The 5,405-nt window shown below is 41.3% G+C and carries 5 protein-coding genes and 1 pseudogene; 4 read left to right on the forward strand and 2 right to left on the reverse strand.

The genetic code is table 11. The annotated features are described in order from the left end of the window. The 3 genes and pseudogenes from L3V35_RS25265 to L3V35_RS25275 all read left to right on the forward strand — a co-directional run. Window positions 1-120 (forward strand): annotated as a pseudogene (locus L3V35_RS25265) (twitching motility protein PilT); the annotation flags it as partial. A 352-nt stretch (window positions 121-472) separates the two neighbouring features. Next, window positions 473-1,600, forward strand: coding sequence for a site-specific integrase (locus tag L3V35_RS25270; RefSeq protein WP_237300847.1), 1,128 nt, complete (start codon window positions 473-475; stop codon window positions 1,598-1,600). After that, complete coding sequence (locus tag L3V35_RS25275) at window positions 1,597-2,901, forward strand: site-specific integrase (protein WP_132982746.1); 1,305 nt, start codon at window positions 1,597-1,599, stop codon at window positions 2,899-2,901. The genes L3V35_RS25270 and L3V35_RS25275 overlap by 4 nt, the downstream gene beginning before the upstream one ends. A 109-nt stretch (window positions 2,902-3,010) precedes the next feature. Here L3V35_RS25275 and L3V35_RS25280 read toward each other — a convergent pair whose 3' ends face one another. Next, on the reverse strand, window positions 3,011-3,865 hold the full coding sequence (locus L3V35_RS25280) for an EamA family transporter (protein ID WP_132982747.1): 855 nt from the start codon (window positions 3,863-3,865) through the stop codon (window positions 3,011-3,013). Beyond that, complete coding sequence (locus L3V35_RS25285; RefSeq protein WP_132982748.1) at window positions 3,862-4,632, reverse strand: class I SAM-dependent methyltransferase; 771 nt, start codon at window positions 4,630-4,632, stop codon at window positions 3,862-3,864. The genes L3V35_RS25280 and L3V35_RS25285 overlap by 4 nt, the downstream gene beginning before the upstream one ends. Before the next feature lie 215 nt (window positions 4,633-4,847). Here L3V35_RS25285 and L3V35_RS25290 point away from each other — a divergent pair, with 215 nt between their 5' ends. Next, the gene (locus L3V35_RS25290; RefSeq protein ID WP_237300848.1) at window positions 4,848-5,282 is read left to right on the forward strand and encodes a hypothetical protein; all 435 of its coding nucleotides are present in this window, start codon (window positions 4,848-4,850) and stop codon (window positions 5,280-5,282) included. The last annotated feature ends 123 nt before the right edge of the window (window positions 5,283-5,405 follow it).

A 5,405-nucleotide genomic window follows, 5' to 3' on the forward strand; every position in this document is an offset into this window, starting at 1 on the left:
GGTTATAACTGGAATAGCGTAGGCGCTTATAATGCAGGATTTCTTAAACGTACCGAAAGCGCCAGAAAAATATACATCAAAAAAGTTCAAAAAGTCTATTATCAGTCGCCATTAAAATAACCTTTCTCGCACCATAACGGTGCAGCGCTAGTTGTGTCACGATCTTCTTTTTCCGTTTTACATTCCTTCCCTAATGGTCTCAATCACCCTAGATTCAATCGCCAACGGTTCGGCTTTTGAGCTCGACGTCCCTAAAACACACCCCAAGAAAACAAACTAGATGCAGACTCATTGGAGGTCATTGTTACCACTTGGGAATCATCCACACACCACGTCATAATCTGGCGATTATGGGTGGTTGTCTGTAGTAACTAATTGAAATTTATTGGTATTAAGTTTTTGTTTTTTAGTGTTATGGCATGTTTGATAGCGTTCTACGGTTCAAAAGTGCCCCTGTAAACAGGAGCTTGAAATGCAAAAAAGGTCTCTTACTCAACGATTTGTCGAACGCGTTAAACCGACTTCGACCACACGAGAATATTATGACACCAAGGTGTCTACGCTGTACTTACGAGTCTATCCATCAGGAAAGCGAGTGTTCTTTGTTCGTTTTCAGCACAACGGATTGAGGAGGAATCATAAGTTAGGTGGCGCGTTAGATTACTCTTTACGTCAAGCAAGGCGAGAAGCCTTGCAGCTTGTTCAGCAGGTGCGCAGCCCAAAAATGGAAACCTTGCCCTCCATAACGCTACAGGCTTTCGGCCAAGAGTTTTTCAAGCGTTATCCTCGTCATTGGAAACCTAACACTTTGAAAAAGAATGAAAGTGCCTTTCGTCTTCAGATCGTGCCTTATCTTGGAGATAGGGAAGTGCAATCCATTGTTCGAAAGGATGTTGAGCAGTGGTTTACTCAGTTAAGCCATGTGAAAGGCTCAGCTAACCAAGCGTTAGTTTTGCTGTCGGTTATGATGCAGCAATGTGAAGCGTGGGAGTATCGTCCTAAAAATACCAATCCTTGCCGTGGTTTCAAGCGCTATAAAGCAGGAGAGGTAGAGCGCTATCTTAGTAAAGACGAATTGCGCCAACTTTGGCGAGTGTTAGACACGTTAGAAGGCGATAACCCAGCGAAGGTCATGATAATACGTCTGTTGATATACACAGGTTGCCGCTCATCGGAAGTGAGAACCTTACAATGGAAAGAGTACCGAGGTGGTCACTGGCATTTACTAGACAGTAAAACGGGGGCGAAAACGGTTTACCTTTGCTCACAAGTCAGGGCTTATCTTGATGCATGGCACTCAGAAAGTCATTACCTGTTTCCGAGCCCTTGTAACACCCAACCTATATCGACCAATCAGTTGGGTATATTTTGGCGACAGGCTCGCCAGTTGGCAGGATTGGAAGGCGTGCGTTTGCATGATTTACGTCACACCTACTCCAGTATTGCCATTCAGTCGAAGGTGAACTTGATCGTGCTTAGTCGTCTTTTGGGGCATGCTGAAGCAGAAACGACGCTAAAGTATGCGCATTTTGGACGTGAGGACGTGTGTCAGGCGGCCTCTCATGTGTCGGGCGTGCTCGTTAAGGGGATGCGCTCATGAAGTCACTGTTATTCACTTCTAAAGTGATTCAATCACTTAATTCAAAAACTCGAACGTATACGGTGTGGGATACTCAAGTGCCGGCGTTAGGGGTTCGAGTTTATACCGATGGTCGCCGTTTCTATGTGACTCATTTATCCATTCCCAATAAGACGTTGGGGACAGTGGGGCAACTGACACTAAAACAAATGAGACAACACGTACAAGCTTTACAGGCCTCTTTTTTAGATAAAGAGACGAAACCGATACGGTTGATCCGCTTCGATGCTTTGGTGAAAGAAGAATGGACGGAGAAGGTCTGCAAGGGATGGAAACTGAGTACACAAGGGACAGCGTCGAGCGCCTTAAAAAAGCATTTGTTGCCCGAGTTTGGACGCTACCCTGTCAGCCGTATTGATTCGTGTCATGTACATCGTTGGTTTGATGAACTTAGTCAGAGTTACGCAGGCACAGCTAATCGTAATCTTGATGTGCTTCGTTCAATCTTCAAATATGCGGTGAAGCAAGGTTATTGCATGGACAATCCTTGTGACGGTCTCAAGCAAAATCGCAAAAAAAAGCTCAATCGTTTTTTGAGTTTGGACGAGTTAGCGCGGTTGCATAACGCATTAACGGTAGTCAGCCAGCAAGGTGAACTGGAAGCGTGCTGTTGTCAGGTGCTAAAGCTGGTGCTGTTAACGGGATGTCGAATTTCAGAGGTAACAGGCCTGCAATGGTCTTTTGTTAAAGGCAGGGAGTGGCACTTGCCGGACAGTAAAACGGGTGCGAAGGTGGTGTATGTGGGCAAGGAAGCGCAGCAACTCCTTTCAGACATACCACAGCAAGTATGGGCGCATCGTAGTGAATCACACGATGATGTGTTTATGCCCTTGCGTCGTTTTGTGAGTCGGTCGACTAAGGTTAGTATGGTCTGGCAACAGGTGCGAGCCTTAGCTCATATCGAGGATGTTCGCATTCACGATTTGCGTCATACCTTTGCCAGTTATGCGGTGTTAGAGGGGTACCCTATTCCGATGGTGTCGAAACTGTTGGGTCACACGCGTCTTTCATCCACGCTTCGTTATGCTCACGTGGATGATGTGCAAGTATCGCAATCTGCTGAGGCGATAGGGGAAGTTATTAGTGAAATATTATCAGGCCAGCTTGTGAATAACCCTAAAACTCGAAAAGTGAGAGCCTCCAAATCTAAGCCGACGAAATCTCCCCCTAAACGCAGAGGAAGACCTATCAAAGTAATACCGGAACTGACCGATGAGGAGGTTGAACGGTTTAGATATGAAGTGGATTTTTGGGAATGGTGATTAAAATATCTGTCGGAATAACATAAGTACATCAAATTTTAAGGTTAGGTTTTTTTGTGAAGTTTGTGTTTTGGGGAGTCACACTTGGAGTTCTGTAAATAAGTGTACGTTATGAAGCCAAAGTCAAAATACCAAGGGTGGCGAGTAAACAAGAGACTATTTTCCTTGTAAGGTTAGTGTGCTCTTTTAAAAAGAAGTAACCAAAAAGAATATCGAGGATGAAGGCTCCTTGTAATAAAGCCATGACTAAACTAAAAGCGCTAGTGTTGAGCACTTTTAAGAGAAGATAGTAGCTTGCAGTGCCACAAGTAGCTGTTATTACCGCGTTAGCTAGAACTTTTTTGATTAACCCATAATGAACTTTAAATAGTAGAGGCGTCATAAGAGCAGTTCCAGAAAAACCGATGAAAAGGATAATGCTAGAGGGTAAGTACATCGTAAGCACTTTATCAATACCTATAGCTATAGTGAGAAAGATTGGGGCGAGCCACGCGTGTAAATTGTTTGAAAAAAGAAGACCTATTTTGTTATTTTTACTGATGAGTAGTGAGGCGATAAGTATGAGCATAACGCCCACTATTTGAAGGAAAGTAAGTTTCTCATTTAAAAAGCTAACTCCGAAAATAGCACTCCAGATTATCTTTGTTTTAGAGATTATAGAGACAACGCCTAATTCAATTGAAGTACGAGCCCTGAAGGTCGAGTATGCAAAACCCATCCACGAGAAAATACTGAATATGCTCAAAACCAACAGATCCAAAAGTTTACTTGTATTGTCGAGTGTTGTGGGGATTTGTTTGATTTCGAATGCAACAAACAGCGCAGCTAGTACACTGCATGTTATTTGATAGGCTAGTAAGTACTCATTGCATAAATTATTTTTCTTAAGGAAGATTCGTGATATCCATTTGTCTAATGAAATTAAAATAATAGCTATAGCTAGTATGGAGTATGAACTTATCATTGTTTCTCAATGTGAATCGAGGTCTTACATTTTATGAGTTCAAATAGTTTTCGGTTATTGGGGCTACTCTCTTCTCCTTTAGTAATAGCAACGTGATTATAATCAGTTTCAATTTTAGCTATGACATTTGGAATGACACTTTGAAGCATGAGTAATTCGAAAACCAATTTACTTAAAGGAGTTCCGGGGAAAAACTCTTTCTTTTGAAACTCGCCCGGCCAATGCGCCCATCCCCAATCTTCTATGATGTATATCCCACCTGATTTTAGATAAGGGAATGATGTCAAAAAGGCGGCTTTTGTTGGTTCATATAAATGGCTGCAATCATCAATAATTAGGTCTACATTTTTTTTGGGGAAGTGTGATTCTAATATTTGAATGAGCTTGTCTGTATGATCTTGCTTTACTCCACAATAAGGCTCTATTACCGAGTGTGCTGAAGATCCCTTTCGGTATTGACTTAAGGCTGGGTGTTCTTGGCGTTCGTCTATGCCTATGATGGAGTCAGGGGTGAAAATCTTATCTAGTAAAACGAGACTAGCACCGTGATATAACCCAAACTCAATAATGTTCTTTGGAGTCAAAGGTGCACAGATTCGTGCCATTGATTTGGCGAATGAAGGATCTTTAACTAGAACGAAATTATTTTCCGTAGTTTTCTTTTTTGGACTCCCCCAAGAAACCAAATTAAATCCAACTTCATCAATAGAGAAGTGTTCTTCATTATGCCAGCGTATTTTATCCCAAGGGTCATTATTGTTATCCATATCTTATATATGCCTGATGATTTTTGACTTGTGATTCTAGGGTATGTATTGATTTTCAATTAATAAATTATCAGTTAATTATTAATTCAATCGATATTAGTGGTTTAGTTTACCGTAAGTGATTTTATGTTTTCGGTGAAATTATGATTGTATCGAGGCACTTATTCTGTAGTTATTTATCTATGGGTAAAATGTGGCCTCAATTGAGGACACCTTTGGCATTAGCAATCCTGCAAGAGGGAGATAAGTTAATAATGCACTATGGTTCTTTTAACTTGAATGAGTTGGAGTTGAGTGACAATCAGACACAGATGTTAGTGGAAACCGCCATCAGAGAACACAAAAAATATAATCTACCAACGAAATATTTGACGCTTGAAAGTATGACGCTCGAATGGGGCAAAAGTCTTAAAGCGGCAAATACTCTCGTTGATAGCTTTGAGCAACAAATTACAAGTAGGTCTGCTCATAGCAGAGTTGATTTTCTGAGACATAAAAGTAGTTCCGAATTTTTTGAAGTAATTGATAGGAATATTTTCTTGCTTAAACAAGATAAAAATTCTGCCAAAAAGTTTCGTGAGTCATTTGCTTCGGTGAATGGTAAAGAAGTTAGGTGTGCTCTGGTCGCAAAGATGAGAGATAAATTATGATCTGCACCAGAAGTTTTGGACACTGAGTTAAGTGAGTACAATCACTAACGAGGTGAACAATGACAATTAAGAAAACACGAATCAAACATGCTCCTGAATTCAAAGCCGAAGCGCTTAAGTTAG

This window comes from Vibrio sp. L5-1 (genome assembly GCF_021728315.1).
GTDB lineage: Bacteria > Pseudomonadota > Gammaproteobacteria > Enterobacterales > Vibrionaceae > Vibrio > Vibrio splendidus_K.

Bases quoted from the DNA above. Each gene is read 5' to 3' on its own strand.
- L3V35_RS25270 (WP_237300847.1), top strand. From the start codon at position 473: ATGCAAAAAAGGTCTCTTACTCAACGATTTGTCGAACGCGTTAAACCG.
- L3V35_RS25275 (WP_132982746.1), top strand. From the start codon at position 1,597: ATGAAGTCACTGTTATTCACTTCTAAAGTGATTCAATCACTTAATTCA.
- L3V35_RS25280 (WP_132982747.1), bottom strand. From the start codon at position 3,865: ATGATAAGTTCATACTCCATACTAGCTATAGCTATTATTTTAATTTCA.
- L3V35_RS25285 (WP_132982748.1), bottom strand. From the start codon at position 4,632: ATGGATAACAATAATGACCCTTGGGATAAAATACGCTGGCATAATGAA.